The 18,515-nt window shown below is 68.4% G+C and carries 17 protein-coding genes; 5 read left to right on the forward strand and 12 right to left on the reverse strand.

All coding sequences use genetic code 11. From position 1 onward, the window contains the following. Positions 1–8: 8 nt before the first annotated feature. Positions 9–2,168 carry a heavy metal translocating P-type ATPase gene (locus AC4PRM_RS08835; RefSeq protein WP_419756324.1) on the reverse strand — a complete coding sequence of 720 codons (2,160 nt, stop codon included), beginning with the start codon at positions 2,166–2,168 and terminating at the stop codon, positions 9–11. Positions 2,169–2,358: 190 nt separating this feature from the next. Between AC4PRM_RS08835 and AC4PRM_RS08840 the strand changes: the two genes are divergently transcribed. Continuing rightward, positions 2,359–2,862, forward strand: coding sequence for a Fur family transcriptional regulator (locus tag AC4PRM_RS08840; RefSeq protein WP_419756325.1), 504 nt, complete (start codon positions 2,359–2,361; stop codon positions 2,860–2,862). 13 nt (positions 2,863–2,875) lie between these two features. On the opposite strand, the gene AC4PRM_RS08845 is transcribed toward AC4PRM_RS08840, so the two are convergent. From AC4PRM_RS08845 to AC4PRM_RS08895, 11 genes are all read right to left on the reverse strand, one after another. Continuing rightward, positions 2,876–4,078, reverse strand: coding sequence for an acyltransferase family protein (locus tag AC4PRM_RS08845; RefSeq protein WP_134581248.1), 1,203 nt, complete (start codon positions 4,076–4,078; stop codon positions 2,876–2,878). Then, on the reverse strand, positions 4,079–4,390 hold the full coding sequence (locus AC4PRM_RS08850; RefSeq protein WP_422675200.1) for a hypothetical protein: 312 nt from the start codon (positions 4,388–4,390) through the stop codon (positions 4,079–4,081). A 114-nt stretch (positions 4,391–4,504) separates the two neighbouring features. Further along, positions 4,505–4,948 (reverse strand): CopM family metallochaperone, encoded by a 444-nt coding sequence (gene copM / locus AC4PRM_RS08855; RefSeq protein ID WP_419756327.1) that lies wholly within the window; start codon positions 4,946–4,948, stop codon positions 4,505–4,507. Then, positions 4,945–7,011 carry a heavy metal translocating P-type ATPase gene (locus tag AC4PRM_RS08860; RefSeq protein ID WP_419756383.1) on the reverse strand — a complete coding sequence of 689 codons (2,067 nt, stop codon included), beginning with the start codon at positions 7,009–7,011 and terminating at the stop codon, positions 4,945–4,947. Before AC4PRM_RS08860 ends, copM begins: the two co-directional genes overlap by 4 nt. A gap of 150 nt (positions 7,012–7,161) precedes the next feature. After that, on the reverse strand, positions 7,162–7,860 hold the full coding sequence (locus AC4PRM_RS08865) for a methyltransferase family protein (protein WP_419756328.1): 699 nt from the start codon (positions 7,858–7,860) through the stop codon (positions 7,162–7,164). Continuing rightward, complete coding sequence (locus AC4PRM_RS08870) at positions 7,857–8,417, reverse strand: cation efflux transmembrane domain-containing protein (RefSeq protein ID WP_419756329.1); 561 nt, start codon at positions 8,415–8,417, stop codon at positions 7,857–7,859. The genes AC4PRM_RS08865 and AC4PRM_RS08870 overlap by 4 nt, the downstream gene beginning before the upstream one ends. Positions 8,418–8,455: 38 nt before the next feature. Continuing rightward, positions 8,456–11,677, reverse strand: coding sequence for an efflux RND transporter permease subunit (locus tag AC4PRM_RS08875; protein ID WP_419756330.1), 3,222 nt, complete (start codon positions 11,675–11,677; stop codon positions 8,456–8,458). A gap of 11 nt (positions 11,678–11,688) precedes the next feature. Next, entirely contained in the window at positions 11,689–12,897 is a 1,209-nt protein-coding gene (locus AC4PRM_RS08880) for an efflux RND transporter periplasmic adaptor subunit (RefSeq protein ID WP_040349349.1), read from the reverse strand. Next, positions 12,897–14,150, reverse strand: a complete 1,254-nt coding sequence (locus AC4PRM_RS08885; protein WP_040349348.1) for a TolC family protein — start codon at positions 14,148–14,150, stop codon at positions 12,897–12,899. The genes AC4PRM_RS08880 and AC4PRM_RS08885 overlap by 1 nt, the downstream gene beginning before the upstream one ends. Positions 14,151–14,207: 57 nt before the next feature. After that, positions 14,208–14,510, reverse strand: a complete 303-nt coding sequence (locus tag AC4PRM_RS08890; protein WP_244999706.1) for a hypothetical protein — start codon at positions 14,508–14,510, stop codon at positions 14,208–14,210. A 340-nt stretch (positions 14,511–14,850) separates the two neighbouring features. Further along, positions 14,851–15,279, reverse strand: coding sequence for a hypothetical protein (locus AC4PRM_RS08895; RefSeq protein ID WP_419756331.1), 429 nt, complete (start codon positions 15,277–15,279; stop codon positions 14,851–14,853). Positions 15,280–15,537: 258 nt separating this feature from the next. Here AC4PRM_RS08895 and lspA point away from each other — a divergent pair, with 258 nt between their 5' ends. The 4 genes from lspA to AC4PRM_RS08915 all read left to right on the forward strand — a co-directional run bounded on the left by lspA (position 15,538) and on the right by AC4PRM_RS08915 (position 18,460). Further along, a complete protein-coding gene (lspA, locus tag AC4PRM_RS08900) occupies positions 15,538–16,062 on the forward strand; it encodes a signal peptidase II (protein WP_372692911.1) in 525 nt (174 codons plus the stop codon). Then, positions 16,059–16,601, forward strand: coding sequence for an MAPEG family protein (locus AC4PRM_RS08905; protein WP_372692910.1), 543 nt, complete (start codon positions 16,059–16,061; stop codon positions 16,599–16,601). Before lspA ends, AC4PRM_RS08905 begins: the two co-directional genes overlap by 4 nt. Before the next feature lie 54 nt (positions 16,602–16,655). Next, the gene (locus tag AC4PRM_RS08910; protein ID WP_313003946.1) at positions 16,656–17,090 is read left to right on the forward strand and encodes a MerR family transcriptional regulator; all 435 of its coding nucleotides are present in this window, start codon (positions 16,656–16,658) and stop codon (positions 17,088–17,090) included. Positions 17,091–17,200: 110 nt separating this feature from the next. Further along, entirely contained in the window at positions 17,201–18,460 is a 1,260-nt protein-coding gene (locus AC4PRM_RS08915; RefSeq protein ID WP_419756332.1) for a cytochrome P450, read from the forward strand. The last annotated feature ends 55 nt before the right edge of the window (positions 18,461–18,515 follow it).

The raw sequence follows: 18,515 nt of genomic DNA on the forward strand, positions 1-18,515 counted from the left end.
GCCGGCAGTCACGACGGTTGACGACGCGGCGTCCAGCGCAGCAGGCGCATGGCGTTGGCGGTGACCAGGACCGTGGCTCCGGTGTCAGCGAGGATGGCGGGCCACAGGCCCGTCACCCCGATCACGGTGGTGACCAGGAACACCGCCTTCAAGCCCAAGGCGATGGTGATGTTCTGCCGGATATTGCCCATCACTCCGCGGGACAAGGCGATCATGTCGGGAATGTCCCTGACCCGGCCGTGCAGGACGGCGGCGTCCGCCGTCTCCAGGGCCACGTCGGTGCCGCCGCCCATGGCGATGCCGACATCCGCCTGGGCCAGGGCCGGGGCGTCGTTGATGCCGTCCCCAACCTTGGCGACCACCAGACCCTCGGCCTGAAGCGCCTTGACGATCACCAGCTTGTCCTGCGGCAGCAGCTCGGCCCGGGGCTCGAGGCCCAGCGCGGCTGCGACCGCCTCCGCCGTGCGGCGGTTGTCGCCCGTCAGCATGACGGTGCGGATGCCCCGCCCCTTGAGGTCAGCCAGCCCCTGAACCGCGTCGGGCCGCGCCTCGTCGCGCATGGCGAGGAAGCCGGCGACGCCCTCCTCGACGACAAGGACGGAAACCGTCTTGCCCTCGGCGTTCAGAGCGGCGATGGTCGCGTCCTGCGCCGGCGTGATCGGCGCGCGTCGGGCCGCGGCCAGCGGCGAGCCGAGGAAGATGCGTTCGCCGCCGACCTCGCCTTCTACGCCCTCCCCCGCAATGGCCTGGGTGGCCGACGACGGTGGCGCCGTGATCTTATCCGCCTCGGCTCGGGCGAGGATGGCGAGGGCGAGCGGATGGCTCGATCCCGTTTCCAGCGCGGCCGCCAGCGTCAGCAGGAGGGAGGCGTCCCGCGTTCCGGCGACGACGTCGGTGACGACGGGCTTGCCGGCGGTCAGGGTCCCCGTCTTGTCGAAGGCGATCGCCGTGATCTTGCCCAGCGTTTCCAGCACGGCCCCGCCCTTCATGAGCAGGCCGCGCCGGGCGCCCGCCGACAGGCCGGCGGCGATGGCGGCCGGGGTGGAGATGACGAGGGCGCAGGGGCAGCCGATCAGCAGCACGGCGAGACCCTTGTAGATCCATTCGCTCCACGTCCCGCCGAACAGCAGCGGCGGCGTGACCGCGACGAGGGCGGCGAACACGAGCACGCCCGGCGTGTAGATTTTCGAGAAGCGGTCGATGAAGCGTTCGGTCGGCGATTTCGATTCCTGCGCCTCCTCGACGAGACGCACCACCCGGGCGATGGTGTTGTCCGAGGCCGAGGCCGTCACGCGCACCCGCAGGACGCTGCCGCCGTTAATCGTGCCGGCGAACACAGGATCGCCCACGACCTTGCGCCTGGGCACGCTCTCGCCCGTCACCGGGGCCTCGTCGAGGTCTCCCGCGCCCTCGATGATCTCGCCGTCCGCCGGAACGCGGTCTCCGGGCCGGACCAGGATGATCGCGCCCACCGCCACGGTCTCGGCGGCGACCTCCGTGGTCACCCCGTCCGCCTCGACGAAGGCGGTCTTGGGCACGAGGGCGGCGAGCCCCTGGATGCTCTTGCGCGCGCGTCCGGCCGCCACCCCTTCGAGCATCTCGCCGACCAGGAACAACAGGACGACGGCGGCGGCCTCTTCCGCGGCCCCGATGAAGACGGCGCCGACGGCGGCGATGGTCATCAGCATTTCGATGGAGAAGGGCGTGCCGTGGCGCGCCGCCGAAAAGGCGCGCGACGCGATCGGAATCAGCCCCACGGCCAGGGCGGCGAGGAAGGCGTATCGTTCGAGGGAGGGGAACAGCGTGCCCAGTCCATAGGCGGACAACAGCGCCAGGCCGCAGAGCGCGGTGAGGCGGGCCTTGCCGGTCCACCACCACGGGGCGCCCCCGGCCCGGGCGGCCGCCGGAGGTGGGCCCGCCGCCGCAGCGACGGCTCCGGACGTCGGCGCGGCCGCTTCTCCGATGTAGCCGAGGTTGCGCAGTTGCTGCAGGACCGCCTCGTCGGCGAGGTCTCCGCCATGCCGGATCTTGAGCACGCCGGTCTGCACCGCCACCGAGACGTCCTCGACGCCCGGCAGCCTGCGGATCGCCGTGTCGATCTTGCGGCCGCAGCTGGCGCAATCCATCCCGGTGACCCGGTATCGGCTTTCGAGGGGTTGCGCCGTCATGTCTGTTCCTTGTGATCTCTATAGGGCAAGGCTACCTCCTCCAGCGACTGTAGGTGCAAGCTAAAAAATGAGCCCGCCGTTCCCTTGGAGTGGAGAGCGCCGTCCGACGAACCCTGGAGGCGGGCCCAGCCCCTCGATGACCTCGCCTTGTCCGCACGACCGTGAGACCGCGCCGCCAACGGCCGCACAGGTGGAACGCGCCCTGGACGCTGCCGCCGCCAGCGTCGCCGCCACCGGGGATAAGCTGACGCGCCCCCGGCGCAGGGTGCTGGAGCTCCTGCTCGTCGCGGGCGCTCCGGCCAAGGCCTATGATCTCGTGGCGACGTATCACCAGGATGCTCGCGTCGCGAAGCCGGCTACGGTCTATCGGGCGCTGCAGTTCCTCGAAACTCACGGTCTGATCCATCGTCTTTCCAGCCTCAAGGCCTATGTGGCCTGCGATCCCGAACGCCTCGGTTCGCCTGCGGTTTTTCTTCTGTGCGACTGTTGCGGCTTCTGTCGCCAGATCCCTTCGTCCGGCATGGCGTCGCTGGGCGCGGCCGCGACAGCGGCGGGCTACGAGATCGAACGGATCACGCTCGAAGGCCAGGGTCTGTGTCCGGCCTGCCGCCCGCAGCGCCCCGGCGCGGCCCGGGATCTGGCCCCCCAGACAGAGCCGGAGGCGGCCGCGGGGGTCCGGGCCCACAAGCACTGAGCCGCGCCCCTGATCAAGCCCGGGGCGGGTCGATGGCGGCCTGCCCCGGGCGCCCGGGCGCGGCGACGCCGGGGCCGCCCAATTCCACGGCCCGTTCCGTGGCGGCGGCCGACCTTCGGGTCGACCCCGGTCGTCGGGACGGACTAAGCCAGGTCTGGACCGGTCGGTCGAAGCCGTAGCGAAACACGGCGGCGGCCACGAACGCCCCGACCAAGCCGATGGCCCACAGGACCCAGCGAACGTCGGACGACCAGGCCTCCTGTCCCAAGGCGTCGAGCAAGCCGAACCAGACGATGCGGCTCACCTCATTGGTGAGGAACATCGAGAAAGACATAAGGGCCAAATGCTCGATCATCCGTGAAGGACTGCGCACCGGCACGGCGCCGGCGGCCCAGATGATCACGGTCATCAGGCCCAGCGACAGCAGGCTGAAGGCGCCGAAGGCCTGCAGCCCCACGAGCGCGAAGGCGGCGGCGAGGCCGATCGCCCTGGCCCGGTGTGGCGCGACACAGACCCGCGAACCGTAGAAGGCCGCCGCGACCCCGAGCAGGAAGAGCGGCAGGGCGCGCAGGATGCCGTAGCGCATCGGCAGGCGGTAGATCGGATCGCCGAGCCACAGCGAAGCGGCGATATCGGCGGCGACGACGAGGAGCGTCGCGCCGATCACCACTGCGACCGGCGGCCAGCGCCACAGAGCGCGGCAGATCCAGGGCAGCAGGAGATAGCAGCCGATCAGGGCCGAGAGGGTCCAGGTCGGGGCGTTCCACCCCTGCCCGCCCGGCACGCCATAGGCCTGGACCAGTAGCACCTGCGCGGGCAGTTGCGACCAGTCGAACCAGCGCGGATTGCTGGGCGCGATCCCGGCCAGGGCGGCGCCGCCGACGAGCAGCACCAGAACGAGGCTGACCGCCAGGTGGGCCGGAATGACCCGCAGCAGGCGCTGGCGCGCATAGGCGCGCAGCGAGGCCTGTCCGGACGCGAGGCGATCACCGTAGATGCGGGCCAGGACATAGCCGGAGTCGATGATGAAGAAGTCGGTGAGCAGATAGCCGCGCTCGAAGACTGGATGCAGTTGTCCGAGAGGCACAGGCGCGGCCTCGCGGAAATGGTAGAGGATGATCAGCGCCCCTACGATAAAACGCAGCGCGTCCAGCCAGCCGCCGCGCGCGATCCGGATGGGGCGAGGCGACGGCTCGGTCAGCGCGGCTTCGGGCATTCAGTCAGCCTTCCGTGGCGCAGACCCGGCGGCGGCGCTGCGGTGCTCATGTGGACGCAGGACGATCTGGTCTCGCGAAGCGTAGAGAACGGCCGTTCCCAAAACCCAAACGACGACCAAGCCTCCGACGACCATCAGTCCTGGCCTATCGCGGGGTCCAAACACAAACGAGCAGCCGATCACGCCGCCCAGAATGGCCCCGTACCCAAAATGCAGCGGCACCTTGTGTGCGCCCAGCAGCAGAAGGGCCATGCAGAAGACCAGGCCTCCTGCGAACAGGCTGACCCCGATGGCGACGAGCGTATCGAGCACGGGCCGTGGCTTCAGCGGGCGCGCCTGGAGCCGCCGCCTACCTCGTTGGCGATAGCGGCCTTCCCGCCAACGAATGCTCCGGCCGCGCACGGTGAAGCGTTTGCCGGCCATGCGTCAGGGCCTTGCGTTGGGCGCGGGCGTGTCCTCATGGCGCGCAAGAAGGATTCTCATCCGGACAATTTCGGATTCCTGGGCCGCGATGATCTCATCGGCCAGACTGCGCACGTCGCGGGCTTCGCCATGCTCGACGGCGACCTGGGCCATTGCGAGCGCACCCTCGTGGTGGGCGATCATTCCGCGCAGGAAGTCGATGTCGGCGTCGCCCGTGTAGTTGATGCTCATGGCCTGGTGCATCTTCGCGCTGGCCTCGCGATAGGCGCGAGTCGATGGGCTGTCCGTGGTCTCGCCAGCGTGGCTTGCCTCGGTGTCGCTCGGGCGAGAGTCAGCCGCCGACGGCGCCGCAGGGACCTCGCGGGTTTGCCGCGAGATCATCCCGAAGGCGAAGGCCGACAGGGCGAGAAAGACGGCGATGACGGAAATCCATCCGAAACGCTTCATGACGATGTCCTCGAGAGAGCCGGCGGGGCCACGGGGGCGGCCGGGATTGCACTGGGAAGGATGGGCGCCGTTCGGTCGTGGTAGCCGAGCAGGCGCAGAGCGTTGAACACCACCAGCAGGGTCGACCCCTCGTGGAGCGCCACGGCAGGGCCGATGCCAAGGCCGAGGATCGTCGCCGGCACAAGGAAGGCGACGATTCCGAGACTGACGTAGAGATTCTGGAGAATGATGCGCCGCGTCTGTCGGCTGAGACCGACGGTGAAGGGCAGCTGCGACAGGTCGTCCGACATCAGGGCGACGTCGGCGGTCTCAAGCGCAACATCGGAGCCAGCCGCGCCCATCGCGATACCGACGGTCGCCGTGGCCATGGCCGGGGCGTCGTTCACCCCGTCGCCGACCATGGCGATCTTGCCGTCAGCGCGAAGGCGTTTGATGGCGTCAACCTTGTCCTCGGGCATGAGGTCGCCCCAAGCCTCTGTCAGGCCGACCTGTCCGGCGATCGCCTGTGCGGCCTTCTGGTGATCGCCCGAGATCATGATCATTCGCCCGATGCCGAGGGCGCGAAGAGCGGTCAGCGTCGGCCGCGCCGCTGGGCGAGGCGTATCAAGAAGCCCAATGACACCGAGATCGCGCGTGCCGCGTCGCACCACCATCAGGGTTCGACCCTGCAGTCGCAATTGAGCGACGACAGAGGTTGTTTCGTCGCCGAGCGGCGCTACGCCATCGACGCCGAACATCTCCGGCTTCCCTATCCAGATCGTCTCGCCGTGCAGCTGGGCGGTCACGCCCTTGCCCGTCAGGCTCTTGAGGTCGATCGCGGCCGGGATGATCGTATCGCGCAAGCGTGCGCCACCGTCGCGCGCGATGGCCTCCGCCAACGGGTGGTCGCTGAGCCGTTCGACCGCCACAGCGACCGCCAGAAGATCGCCCTCCTTCGTCCCGCGCACCGTCATGACGTCGGTGATCCGCGGCCGTCCCTCGGTCAGGGTGCCGGTCTTGTCGAAGGCGATGGCGTTGAGCGAGCCGAGGTTCTCCAACGGCGCGCCGCCCTTGATCAGGACACCGGCGCGCGCCGCACGGGCGACGCCCGATAGGACGGCGCTCGGGGTGGCGATGGCGAGCGCGCAAGGACTCGCGGCGACCAGCACGGCCATGGCGCGATAGAAGCTGTCGCGGAACGGCTCATCGACGACGACCCAGGCGAACAGCAGGACAAAGGCGAGCGCCAGCACCACAGGCACGAAGATGCGTTCGAACCTGTCCGTGAAGCGCTGGGTCGGCGACTTCTGCGTCTCGGCCTCACTCACCATCCGAACCACCTTGGCCAGGGTGGTGTCGCTCGATGTGCGGGTCGTCTCAATCTCGATGGCGCCTGAGCCATTGATGGTGCCCGCGAAGACGAGAGACGGCGATCCGACCTGGGCCGGTCTCGCCCGCGCCGCCTCGGGATCCGCGACGGGCTGCTTGTCGACAGGCATGCTTTCGCCGGTCACGGGGGCCTGGTTGATGCTTGTGGTGCCGACCACGACAAAGCCATCAGCGGGCAGTCGTTCGTTTGGACGCACCACCACGGTGTCGCCGACGACCAGATCTTCGACAGGCAATTCGACGACCTGTCCGTCGCGTCGCACATGGGCTGTCCGGGGGGCAAGCTCGGCCAGGGCCTCGATCGCGCGTTTGGCGCGGCCCATGGCGTAGTGTTCGAGCGCGTGGCCGATGCTGAACAGAAACAGCAGGAGAGCGCCTTCGGCCCAGGCCCCGAGCGCCGCCGCACCTGCGGCTGCGACGAGCATCAAGGTATCGATCTCGAAGCGCTTCTGGCGGAGGTTCTCGAACGCTTCTCGCACCGTAAAAAAGCCGCCGAAGATGTAGGCGATCAGGAAGAGGGCGAGGGGAATCCAAGCGGGAAGGCCCGTTGCGAGTTTCTCGAGGGCGAATCCAAGGCCCAGAGCAAGGCCACTTGTCAGGGCGAAGATCAGCTCCGTATTGGAGCCTAGAACGCCACCGTGATCGTGCTCCTCGGACTCGGTGTGGGGATGGTCCGGCAGTGTTGTGCTGGTCATAAATAGGGTCCCGTTGCGGGTTGGGAATCGCGGCTGCTTGCGGCGACCGCCGCGATCGAGGGGGCGGGATAGCGACACGGGCGAAGGCGCGCCGGGCCAGCGGGTTCCAGCGCGATCCGCTCGCAGGTGGTCATCCCGGTTCTCCCGACCTCAGGGCACGGGCACGACGGCATTAAAGCCCCCGAGCCGCTGGAGCTGCTCAATCGCTTCGAAAAGCGGAAGCGCTAGGAGAAAGACGAAGCCGTCGCGCACCGTGCGGACGAAGAATACCGGCCGGATCATGATTTCCGCCTCGTCGCGCCATAGGGAGAGCTTGGGCAGGAACCGAGGGGTGCGCTCACGGTAAGCTTGGTAGTCGTGTCCAAAGGCGTCGGAGAGGAAGCGTTCTTCGCGGCCGACCACGATGCGAAACACCACCCAGCAGGCTAATCCGAAGACCAAACCGACGCTAAGGCTGCCGGACTGGGCGCCGATGCCAAACGCGCCGATGAAGCTGAAGACGTACAGCGGATTGCGGCTGACCGAATACGGTCCTGCGGATATGATCTCCTGTTTCTTCCGGCCACCGATGTAAAGGGAACACCAAGCCCGACCGATGATGCAAACCATGATGGCGATCAGGCCCAGATGCTCGACAGGATGTTCGAGCAAGGGCCAGGATGTGACGAGCGCCGCGCAGACGACAAGAAGCAGGCCCCCGACGAGAATGCCCGCCTTGCGCCATCGTTGAACGGATTGGATATCGACCGCTGATCGACAGGCGTCATCAGGAAGTGATGAGCCGGACGAAGCAGGGCTTGCGGGTTTGGAGACGCTCGAGACGTCGTCGGAGGGATCGAGCGGCATCATTGCGCCTCCCCCTCATCCGGACGATCCTTAGCCGCATCGCGCAGGATGTCCACGCCGCCCTTCAACGCGATGGCGGCCACGAGGACGCCGACGACGAGGTCCGGCCACGCCTGGCCGAGCCAGAGCACCAACGCCCCGGCGACGAGGATGCCTCCGTTGGAGGCGAAGTCGTTGAAGCTGAACGTCTCAGCAGCCTTCATGTTGACGTCGGCGCTGTGCTGGCGGCGGATCAACTGCAGGCAGATCAGGTTGATGATCGCCGCAACGACCGCGAGCCCCATCATGGTCGGGCCGATCGGTTCGGTCCCGATGAGGAACCGACGACCCGCGTCGAGAAGGACGCCAGCGCCGAAGATGAGGAGCATGACGCCCGAAAGGCGCGCCGCCCCCCGCTTCCACGAAACGGGCCGACCGATCGCGAGAAAGCTGATCAGATAGACAGCAGCGTCCGAGGCGTTGTCCACCGCGTTGGCCAGCAAAGCGCTGGAATCGGCGGACAGGCCGCCGATCCCAAGAGCTAATGCCAGGCCCGCGTTGAGCGCGAGAACCGTCAGCAACGTGCGTCGCTGCTGACGGTCATCCTGAGTGCGAGCAATCAATCCTCCACCCCCTCGTCCTTGCGGTGACGCACCGCCTTGGCCGCGAAGGTCGGCAGGACCAGCAAGGTCAGGGCTGTCGCGGTCAGGAGGCCGCCGATGACGACAGTCGCCAGAGGCTTCTGCACCTCGGCCCCCGCGCCGTGGGCGAGGGCCATCGGGATGAAGCCGACGATGGCGACCAAGGCTGTCGTCAACACCGCACGCAATCGGCTGGACGCCCCTTCGATCGCCGCGTCCCGGGGCGCGAGCCCCGCCTGCAATCGCTCGCGAATGGCCTGCATCAGAACAAGTCCATTCAGGGTCGCCACACCCGAGACGGCGATGAAGCCAACGGCCGCAGACACCGAGAACGGCATCCCTCGCAGGAGAAGCGCCAAGGCTCCACCGATCAGGGCCAAGGGCACGCAGGCGAAGACCAGCCCAGCCTCGGAGAACGACCCCAGGGCCATGAACAGCAGCACCCCGATCAAAACGAAGACGATCGGAATAACCAGGCCCAGGCGTTGTTCGGCGCGTTTGAGGTTCTCAAACTGACCGCCCCAGGTCAGGCGGACGCCTGGCGGGAGCTGGATCTGATCGACCTTCGCTTGCGCGTCGGTGACGAAGCCGCCCAGATCCCGGCCGCGGACGTTGGCCTGGACCACCATCCGTCGGCTGCCGTCGTTGCGGCTGATCTGGTTCGGCCCCTCGGCGCTCTGGATGCGAGCCACCGAGGACAGAGGCACGGTCACGCCCGTCGCAGAGACGATGGGCAGGGCCGCGAGCGCCGCCGGATCGTTGCGTGCATCGTCCGGTAGGCGGACGACGACGTCGAAGCGACGATCGCCCTCGAAGATCCGGCCGGCCTCCGCGCCGCCGATGGCGGCCGAGACCGCTTCGGAGACGTCGGCTGCGGACAGGCCGTAGCTGGCCGCCGCGAACCGATCGACGCTGACCGTCAGGGTGGGCAAGCCGGACGCCTGTTCGACGCGAACGTCGGCGGAGCCCGTGGTCTGGCGCAGCGCGCCGGCCACCTGATCCGCGACCCGCTGCATGGTGTCGAAGTCGTCGCCATAGACCATGACCGCGAGGTCGGTCCGCACGCCTGAGATCAGTTCGTTGAAGCGAAGTTCGATGGGTTGGCTAAACTCGAAGTTGTTGCCGATCTGCTGATTGGCCAGATCTTCGAAGCGCTCGAGAAGGGCTTCCTTCTCGAGACCGGAATCAGGCCAGTCCTTGCGGTCTTTCAGAACGATGACGCTGTCCGAAATGTTGGGCGGCATCGGGTCGACGGCCGCCTCGGCGGTGCCGGTCCTGGAGAACATGGTCTCGACTTCCGGCTGGGCGGTGATGACCCGTTCCAACGCCATCTGCATGGCGAGGGACTGTTCCAGCGACGCCGAGGGAACCCGCAGCGCCTGCATGGCGATGTCGCCTTCGTCCAGGGTGGGGATGAACTCCCTCCCCAGGGACGAGAAAGCCAGACCACCGACAACGACCGCGCCGAGCGCCGAGATCAAAACGATCTTCGGACGATCGACGGCGGCGCGGATGGCCGGCTGGATCCAACGCCGCGCGTGGCGGAGCAGGAAGGTTTCGTGTTCGTGGGCCTGGCCGTGTTCGTCGGTCTCGACCTTCTTGGGATCCCGCACCAGCAGGGCCGTCATCGCCGGCACGAAGGTGAAGGAGAAGATGAAGGCGCCGACGAGCGCCAGCATGACCGTCGCGCCCATGGGGACGAACGTCTTGCCCTCGACGCCCTCAAGCATCAGCAGGGGAGTGAAGACGAGCAGGATAATCAGCTGACCGAAGGCGGCCGGCTTGACCATCTTGCGAGCTGCGGCCACGGCGACATCAAGGCGTTCCCGACGGGTCAGGGCCCGTCCCAGATCGATCCGCCGTTGCGATAGCATCAGGAGGGTGCTTTCCACGACGATGACCGCGCCATCGACCAGAAGGCCGAAGTCCAGCGCGCCCAGGCTCATCAGGTTTCCACTGATGCCGAACCGGTTCATGCCGATGACGGCGAACAGGAAGCTGATCGGGATCATCAGCGCTGTGATGCTGGCCGCACGAATGTTGCCGAGCAGCAGGAACAGAACGACGATGACCAAAAGCGCGCCCTCGGTGAGGTTGCGCGCCACCGTCGAAATTGTCGAGTTGACCAGGGCGCTACGGTCGAGAACCGTTACCGCCTCGATCCCCGCGGGCAGCGTCTTGCGAACTTCCTCAAGACGCTCCCCGGCCGCCTGGGCCACGGTGCGGCTGTTGCCGCCCGCGATCATCAGCGCCGTACCGAGCACGGCCTCGTGGCCGTCACGGCTGGCGCCGCCCAGGCGCGGAGCCTGGCCGATCTCGACCGTGGCGACATCGGCGACCCGCACGATCAGGCCGTTCCGGTTGACGACCGGCGCCTGAGCCAGGTCCTCCACGGTTGAGGCCAGGGCGTCGGTGCGGACCGTCAGAGCTTCGCCAGCGCGCTGGATATAGCCCGCGCCGGCCTGGGTGTTGGCGCGATCAAGAGCCTGGATAAGGTCGCCCATGCCCAGGCCGTAGGCGGAAAGGCGCGCCGCGTCCGGACGGACCGCATACTCCTTCACATAGCCGCCGACGGTGTCGACGCCCGCGAGACCGGGGGCGGTCCGCATTTGCGGCGCGACGATCCAGTCCTGTACGGTACGCAGATAGGTGGCGCGCTGCTGCGGGGTCGAGAGCAGATCGCCTTCGGGCGTCAGATAGGCTCCGCCGGCCTGCCAGCCCGGCTCGCCAGGCTTGGCGAGGTTCTGACTGTTGAACGGCTTGTAGTCGATCGTCCACATCAGCACTTCACCGAGGCCCGTGGTGATCGGGGCCATGGTCGGCTCCACCCCGTCAGGCATGGCCTCCCGGGCGCCCGCGAGCCGTTCGGCGACCTGCTGGCGCGCGAAATAGATGTCGGTCTGGTCGGTAAAGATGACCGTGACCTGGCTGAAGCCGTTTCGGCTGAGGGATCGGGTCGTGGTCAGGCCGGGAATGCCGGCCATGGCGGTTTCAATCGGGTAGGTGACCTGTCGTTCGATCTGTTCAGGCGCGAGCGCCGGAGCGACCGTGGTCACCTGGACCTGGCGATTGGTGATATCCGGCACGGCGTCGATGGGAAGCCGTGTCAGCTCGAGGAGTCCGTAGGCCGCGACAAGCGCCGTGGCGAGAACCACGAACCATCGGAATTTGACCGAGAGTTCGATGATGAATTTGAACATTCGGTGCGCCCCTAGTGACCGTGCTCGGCCTCGCCCTTGGCGAGCTCGGCTTTGAGGAGGAAGGCGTTCGTGCCGGCGACCCGTTCAGCCCCGGTGAGGCCACGCAGGATTTCAGTCCGCCCCCCGGCCTGACGACCGGCGAGCACCGGACGGGCCTGGAAGCCGTTCGGGACCTGAACGAAGACGACGGTGTTGCCGTCGACGGTCTGGACGGACTCGGTCGGCACGGTGAGACCGCCCGTCGTCTCGCCCGTCACGATCGCCCCCGTGACGGCGGAACCGGCCGGCGGGAGGACAGAGCCCGTCGGCCGGGCCCGAATGACCGTGGCGCCGCTTTCGCCGCCCGCGCCTGCGGCCACGCCGGTGACGATGGCGTCGAAGTCGCCGCTGGGGCTGCTGACCCGCAGAGGCGCCCCGGCCCTTACATTGGCGGCCAAAGCAGGCGGCGCGTTGAAGACGAGCTCAACCCTGGCCGGGTTGGTGACCTCGGCGACAACGCCGCCAGGGGCGACGAAGCCGCCCGGTCCGACCTGGACGCTGGTCACGACTCCGGTGATGGGGCTGGTGACGCTGAGGCGGCCCGAAGCGTTGGGCGAGCCCGCCGCGCTGGACCGCGCGCGAGCCGCGCGGGCGCCGGCTTCGGCGCTGAGCAGTTGCGCGCGGGACGCCTCGACCTCCTGTCGGGCGACAACGCCCTGGTCCGCCAGATTGCGGTTGCGTTGATAAGCCTGGCGCGCCACTTCAGTTTCGGCGGCCGCCGCGTCTGCGTCCGCGCGGAACGTCGCCGCTTCACCGCTGACGACGCTCGCCAGGGGCTGACCGATCCGGACCGACTGGCCCGGAGCTACGAGAACCCGCTCGACCCGCCCGCCGACGGACGCCGCCACAGCGGCGCGCGCGTCGACCATGGGCTCGACCCGCCCGGAGAGCCGGGTTTCGGCGCCCCCTCCCCGACCGACGCCGACCACGATCAGGTTGGCGGCCTGGGCCTGGGCCGCGCTCAGAGCGACGAAGCCTTCCGGCGCTTCGGCCTCGCCTTCGTGGCCGGCTTCGCCCTCGGCATGGGCGCCCTCTTCTTCAGCGTGACCCGCCTCACCCTCGGCGGCGGCTGGAGCGGCGTCCGGCCCGCGCGTGAGCAGGAACAGCCCGCCTCCGCCAAGCAGAACGACGGCGGCGGCGCCGCCGATCAGCAACGTCTTGTTGGATGTGCGCTTGCGCATCATTGGGCTCCTTGGAAGGGGGCGCGGCCGTCCTGGCGCGCAAGTTCAATCTCGGCCTGGACGCGTGCAAGGCGCGCATCGACGGCCGAAGTTCGGGCAGAGATCAGGGCTGCACGGGTGACCCGCAGCTCGAGTTGGGAGATGCGCCCCGCTTCGGATCCGATCCGCGACAGACGGTAGGCCTCCTCGGCAGACGCCACCCCTGCATCGGCGGCGGAGACCCGGCTCACAGAGGCCGCGAGGCGCGCCCGCGCCGCGGCGCGATCGGCCTGGGCCTCCTGGCGGGCGCCCAGGAGCCGCGCATCCGCAGCCCGGAAGTCGGCCTGCGCCGCGTCGATGTTCCCGCGGTTGCGGTCGAACAGGGGCAGCGGCATGCTGACGCCGAAAGTCAGCGCCGTCGCGTCCTCCATCTCGTAGCGACGGACACCGACGCTGGCGTTGATGTCAGGACGCGAGCGGATCCGCTCGACGTCGATCCGGCGTTCGGCGGCCGCGCGCTGAGCCTCGGCGACGCGAACGGCCGGCGCCTCCGCCGGGGGAGCGAAGGTCGCGGCAGGTGCGAGGTCCAGCAGGCTGGTGTCGATCGTCGTGACCGGAGCCGCCAACATGGCGACTGCGGTCAGCCGCGCGAAGGCCGCGTCGCGCTCCGCGACGGCCTCATCGCGAGAGGCACGCGCCGCAGCCGCTTCGCTTTCCCCCTGGATGCCGCGCAGCAGCGGCTCACGGCCTTCCTCGACAAGAACAAGGGCGGCCCTCGCATCGGCGATGGTCAGGGTGAGGCTTTCCTCCGCGAGAGCAGCCCGCCTTTGGGCGGCTTCCGCATCGGCATAGACCTGAGCGAGCCTTCCGGCGGCGTCGATGATGGCGAGATCCCGCTGCAGCGCCGCGGTTCCGGCTTCCGCGCGGGCGACATTGACCCGCGCGGTCCGACGTCCCCACAGCTCGAGGTCCTGGCTGATCGACAAGGTGGTTTCGGCATTGGCGTAGCCCGAGAAGGGCCCCGTGCCGAAAGCGTTCTCGGCGTCGAGAGCGATCGTCGGATTAGGCCTCGCACGGGCCTGGCGGACACGTGCTTCGGCGGCGTCCGACAGGGCGCCGGCTTCAAGGGTGGCCGGGGTTTGACCCAGCTGGGCGAGCAGCTCGGCGAAGGACGGCGCGGGGTCAGCCCAAGCGGGACTGGCCAGCACGGCCGCGAATGCGGCCAACGCGCAGCCGACCGCGAAACGCGGCGGCCTGCGATATGAGGGAGGCATGATTCATCTTCCAGAAATTTGACACGAGTTCGCGCGCACGGCGGCGCAGACGTCCGGTCAGACTCTGGGAGGGCGCTTCAGGCCGTCGGGAGAGATCGACGACGGAAAATCACTCGAGGGGAAGGCGTGAACAGGCCGCGCGTGGATCTGCATCGCGATGTGGTCGGCGACATCCGCACGGGCAGTTCCGTTGTGGTGGCAGTGGCCGTGGGTGCAGACTCCGTGCCCAGCGCCAAGGTCGACCTGGTCGCCATCGCCCGCATCTTCAACGACCATGGCGTGAGCCGATGCCGTCTCCGGGACGCAGGTCGCGGCGTCAGCGATCGGGGCGACGAAAAACACGGCGGAGACCAGGGTCACCGCCAGTATCAGTCTTGCCCATGTCGCAATTGGCCACGCCATCGCTTGGTGGATACTTTCATTCGGGCGATCAAGCAATCTGTTACAGTGTTCGGGGGCTGCGACTGTTTCGAGTGACCACCAATCCGCGGTGAGGGAGAGGGAAAGTCGACATGCAAGGCCGAGAGTGGCGCATCGTCGGCCATCTCGACCTATTCAGCAACGTCGAGCGATCTTTAAGCGAGCGCACGCTGATCGCGTCCGATTCTTTCGCTGCGTCTGCAGGTGGATCGAGATTGCAGAATGCGCAATCTTCACCTGAGTAGCGCTGCCGCTATCAGGTCGGGCCATCGTGAACCGGTCAGCCAGACCGCTCCGCCGGTCGCCGCGACGCCAGGCTCTGGATAAGGTCGTTGCGCGCGCATAGCCAGAGCGAGCGGACGTTGGAGTCGCCTGCGCAGTGGCGGACCAGCAGTAAGCCGGCCAGGGCGTTGGCGAAGAAGCCCAGAGCGCCCAGTCCGGTGATGCCACGGGACGGCGCCCCGGAGGTGGCTCGCGAGATCGCGTAGCTGAGGAATAACAGCACCAACGCAACGAGGCTGGCGCCTTGGCCATTGGCCGCCCCGGACTGCACGGCGACCGAACGTCCGATCACGGCCAGGCTGATGCCGTAGGTGGCGCGTCGGCCAGGAAGTCGAGCACATTGGCGCCCAGGGGGCGCCGAGCCTTGCAGGGAGGCGCCGCTGGCTATGGCCATAAAGGCGGCGCCGTTGACGGCGATCACCGCCATCAGGATGCGCCGGTAGGCGGGGTGGCGCCGTCGAACCTGGAGGCCACGCCGCAACTGCAGCCGGGCGAGGAAGTGCACAGGACGAGAGGGGGTTCAGTCATCGGATTACCCTTTCGCGAGAAGCATGCATTTCCCATTGGCTAGACGATCATGCCGAGAATGCATGGCTTCCATGAAAGAAACGCCCGTCAGATAAAACCCGCTTGATCCTCTAGTAACTAGAGGGCCCAAAATCAGTTGAAATCCATTGGAGGCTTCATGATCACCATGCACCCGACCCGACGCGTTCCCCGCCGCCTGCAGACGATCGCCTTCGCGCTCGCGGCGGTGGTCGCCGTCGTGGATCAGGCCGCCAAGGCCGCAGCGCGCGCTCAGCTGGACGCTCCGATCGACCTCACGCCGTTTCTCGCGCTGCGTCTCGGGTTCAACCCCGGCGTCACCTTCGGCCTGTTCGCCGGCTCGGGCGACGTGGGACGATGGGCGCTGAGCGCCGTGGCCTTCGTGATCATCGGCGCCCTGCTCGCCTGGATCTGGCGCACGCGCAGCGCCCTAACGGCGACCGCCGCGGGCCTCATCGCCGGCGGAGCGATCGGCAACCTGCTCGACCGGCTGCGCTTCGGCGCGGTCACTGACTTCATCGACCTGCATTGGGGCGAGGCGCACTGGCCGACCTTCAACCTCGCCGATGCGGCCATTGTCTGCGGCGTCGCGCTGCTCCTCCTGACCGTCCGGGGCTCGGACAGCCGCGCGGCGTCCCCGACCCTGGGACGGGCGGCGCGATGAGGTTTTCCGCCGAACAGAAGGCGATCGCCGTCCGCTCGGCGCCGGCGATCGTCATCACGGTCGCAGCGTTGGCCTCGGCCTGGCTCTGGCTCCCGCCGCCGCTTCTGGGCGCGGCGCGGGACATGGCGACGGCCGATCGCCTGGCCTATGCCCTGAAGGCGGATCTCCCGGTCTTCCTCTGGCTCGCGGGGTGTTTGAGGGTGGTGGCCAGCCTCCGGTTCCGGTCCGATGCCGACCGGCCCGGCTCCGCCTACGCGGCGCCCAGCGCCAGGCTCGCGGTGCCCGCCGCCGTGCTGCAGAACTCGCTCGAACAGACGGTCCTGGCGGTCGGCGCCCACCTGGTCCTCGCCACCGTGCTGCGCGGCGAGGAGATGGTACTGCTGCCGGTGCTGGTGGCCCTCTATCTGGTCGGACGGGTGTTCTTCGCCCTGGGTTACGCGCGGGGCGCGGCGGCCCGCGCCTTCGGCATGGCGCTCACCGGCGCCTCCACGATCGCCGCCTTCGGCATCGCCCTCGCGCTGATGGGGCTGGGCCGATGACCCCTCCTCGCCCCGCCGACTTCTGCCTTTCACCCGCCGTTGCGAGCTGACGCGATGCCCCTCCCCTCTCCCGCCTCGTCCGGGTTGCGCCCCATCGGCAAGCTGGCCGCCGCCACGGGCGTCAAGGTTCCGACCATCCGCTTCTATGAAGAGATCGGCCTGCTCCCGGCGCCGCCGCGCACCGCCAGCGACCGGCGCATGTATGACGACGCGGCGGAGCGCCGCCTGTCATTCATCCGGCATGCCCGCCAGCTGGGCTTCGATCTGGATTCGATCCGCTCCTTGCTTGATCTGTCGGATCACCCCGATCGGCCCTGCGCCGAGGCCAGCACCCTGGCCGAACGTCATCTCGCCGATGTGAAACAGAAGATCGCCCGGCTCCGCGCCCTCCAGCGCGAACTCTCACGGATGACGACGGAATGCGCCGGGGGCCGGGTCTCCGCCTGCAAGGTGATCGAGGCGTTGCACGATCCGTCCGCGCCGCCTTGACCCTGTGGAAGATCGGAAGGCGCAAAGACCCCGGAGCCATTGGCCCACCGTGACGTTTTGAGGCGATTGACGGCTCCCGTCGCGGACCACCCGTCCTTCTGGAGGATTTGATGACGCATCGGCCGACCTCGCGACACAGCGACCAGACCCTGGCCCTGCTGATGGACCCTTATCGGCGCCTTTCCCACTTGTTCGGGCAGGCCGGCGCCGACGTCGTCGAGACCCGCCTGGCGTTGAAGGAGACGACCTGTCTGAGAGGCCGCGAGGCGGCGCGGATCTTCTATGACGAGACCCGCATCGTGCGGGCGGGCGCCATGCCGGCGCCGGTCCGCCGCACGCTGCTCGGCGAGGGCGGCGTTCAGGGACTGGACGGCGAGGCCCACCGCGCCCGCAAGGGCGTGTTCATCTCCCTGATGTCGCCAGCCCGTGTCGCGCGGCTGGGCGAACTGTTCGAAGCGGAGTGGCGGCGCGCGACCGTCGAATGGGCCGGCGAGGAGGACATCGTGCTCTATGACGCCCTGCAGCCGGTGCTGACGCGGGCTGTCTGCGGCTGGGCCGGCGTGCCGCTCGAGCCGCACGACGAAGCGAAGCGGGTCCGTCACCTGAGGGCGCTGTTCGACGCGGCGGGATCGCGGGGCCCCCGGCATCTGTGGTCGAGGCACGCGCGTCGCCGCGTCGACGCCTGGCTGGGCTCGATCATTGAAGACATTCGCGCCGGCCGTCTGTCGCCGGATCCGGACACGGCCGCCCACGCCTGGGCCTGGACCCGCGCCGAAGACGGCGAACCGTTGCCGATCCACACGGCGGCGGTCGAACTGGCCAATGTATTGCGGCCGACTGTCGCGACCTCGGTCTACATCGTGTTTGTGGCGCACGCGATGCAGGCTCACCCGGATGCGGCCCGTCTGGCCGTCGCCGACCCCGGACGTCGCCGCGCCTTCGTCCAGGAAGTCCGACGCTTCTATCCGTTCTTCCCGGCAGTGATCGGGCGTGTGCGCGCGCCGTTTCGCTGGCGCGACCTGGTCTTCCCGGAGGGCCGTCAGGTGGTCCTCGACCTCTATGGCTCCAATCACGATCCCGCACACTGGACTGATCCCGAGGCGTTCCGGCCGGAGCGGTTCAGCGACGGCTCCGGAGATCCGTTCGGTCTCATCCCCCAGGGCGGTGGGGATGCGGCGACCGGTCACCGTTGCCCTGGCGAAGGGATCGTCGTGGAGTTGATGGAGCGCGCCGTCGGCCTGCTCGCCGACCTGAACTACCGGCTGCCGGATCAGGATCTGGAGATCGACTTCCGCCGCCTGCCGGCCCTCCCCGGAAGCGGGTTCCGAATGGAGACGCGCGACGCGGCCCTCAATGAGGGGGGCGCCTGATGCCGGTTCCTCGGGCTGGCCGGGGCCCTTCTCTCCCATCCACTCGCAGCAAAGG

This window comes from Brevundimonas sp. DW-iso22 (genome assembly GCF_058725425.1).